Raw genomic sequence first — 2027 nt, forward strand, 5'->3', positions numbered from 1 at the left:
CGCCCCGGTGTCGTCCGCGGGCACCGCACCGGCGCCCAGGGCCCGCGCGGCGACCGCGCCGGCCCCGCCGCCGAGCGGCACTTCGAGGACGTAGGCGCTGCCGCTCATGCCCGGTACCTCGTGCGTCTGCAGCACTCCCCCGTGGGCGCGCACGATTCCGCGCACGATCGGCTCGTGCACCGGGTCTCCCCCGGCGTACGGGCCGCGTACCTCGATCCGGGCGACCTCACCGCGCTGGGCGGCGGCGACCACGACCGTGTTGTCCAGGTAACCGCCCGCCGACACGGGCGTGTTGCCCGTCGCGTCGACCCCGGCGACGTCCGCCACGAGGTGGGCGAGCGCGACGGCGAGCCGCTGCGGGTCCACCTCGGCCTCGATGGGCGGCGCGTGCACGGCGAACTGCACGCGGCCCGGCCCGATGAGCTCGACGGCCCCGTCCACACCGGCGGCCACGACGGCGTCCAGCATCACCTTCGTCCGGGTGATGTCCTCGGTGCCCGCGTCCAGCCGCTGGTAGCCGAGGACGTTGTCGATGAGGGTGGTGATGCGCGCGTAGCCCGCCGAGAGATGGTGCAGGACCTGGTTCGCCTCGGGCCACAGCTGCCCGGCGTCGTCCGCCGCCAGTGCGGACAGCTCGCGCCGCAGCTCGTCCAGCGGGCCGCGCAGCGACTGTCCGAGCAGGGTCAGCAGCTGCTCGTGCCGCCCGGCGAGGGCCTCGTACCGGTCCTTCTCCCGCTCGGCGAGCGCGGCGTACCGCTCCTCGCCCGCGGCCAGCTCCTCCGCGTGCGTCTCGCGGAGTTCCTCGACCTCGGCGACATGCCGCTGGCGCAGTGCGGTCAGATCGGAGGCGTGTTCCTCGGAGAGCCGCTCCAGCTCCTCGGCGTGCGCCTTCTCCAGCGCGTCCTTCTCCTCGGTCAGGGAGTCGAAGGGCCGCCGGTCGGTGAAGGTCATCACGGCGCCGACGAGCTGGTCCCCGTCCCGCACCGGCGCGGTGGTCAGGTCGACCGGGACCTTCTGGTCGCCCTTGGACCACAGGACCTGCCCGCGCACCCGGTGCTTGCGCCCGGAGCGCAGGGTGTCGGCGAGCGGCGACTCCTCGTACGGGAACGGCGATCCGTCGGCACGCGAGTGCAGCACCAGCGTGTGCAGCTCCTTGCCGCCCAGCTCGCCCGCCCGGTGACCCAGTATCTGGGCGGCGGCCGGGTTGACGAGCACGATGCGGCCGTCGGTGTCGGTGCCCACGACGCCTTCCGACGCCGCCCGCAGGATCATCTCGGTCTGCCGTTGCGAGCGGGCCAGCTCGGCCTCGGTGTCGACGGTCCCGGACAGGTCCCGGACCACGATCATCAGCAGCTCGTCACCGGTGTAGCCGTAACCGTCGTACGCCTGCTGGCCGTTCTCCAGGTTCGCGCTGGTGACCTCGACCGGGAACTCGCTGCCGTCGGTCCGCCGCGCCACCATCCGGGTCGGCTTGGTGCGGCCCCGCGGGTCCATGTGGTCGGGCCGCCGCATGGAACCGGGGATGAGGCGGGAGTCGAACTGCGGCAGCAGATCGAGCAGCCCGCGCCCGACGAGCGCGGTGCCCGGTGCCTCGAACGCCTCCAGCGCGATGGTGTTGGCGTTGACGACGGTTCCGTTGGCGTTGACCAGGACCAACGCGTCCGGCAGAGCGTCGAGTATGGCTGCGAGGCGAGCAGCGCCTCGGGATGGCCTGCTGCTCACGAGACGCCTTCCTCCCTGTTACCGCACCTTGCCGACCGCTCGGGCCATATTGCCAACCGGCCCGCGACGTGTCACGCGAGGGAGTCTAAAGGCACGGGTCCCGCTCGCGGCGCCGGATGAGAGGGAGGTCCCACGAGGAAGTGACGACGAACGCGTGACCGATGCTCCGGCTCCCCGACACCTTCGCGGGACCTTTACGGAACCGGCGCCCCGGTCAGGGGGCCTCTGCCGCGCCTCGGCCCCGGCGCACGGGCCCCTACCAGAACCCGGCCCGGCGCACCGGCACCTGCCGGAACCCCGCCCCC

At 73.2% G+C, this 2027-nt stretch carries 1 protein-coding gene; it reads right to left on the reverse strand.

Translation table 11 applies throughout. The features are described 5' to 3' along the window. Positions 1-1722, reverse strand: a 1722-nt coding sequence (locus tag GT045_RS01940) for a PAS domain-containing protein (protein WP_345942523.1), incomplete at its 3' end; no start/stop codon positions are given. Positions 1723-2027 lie beyond the last annotated feature (305 nt).

Origin of the sequence: Streptomyces sp. SID486, assembly GCF_009865385.1 — a bacterium.
Taxonomy (GTDB): domain Bacteria; phylum Actinomycetota; class Actinomycetes; order Streptomycetales; family Streptomycetaceae; genus Streptomyces.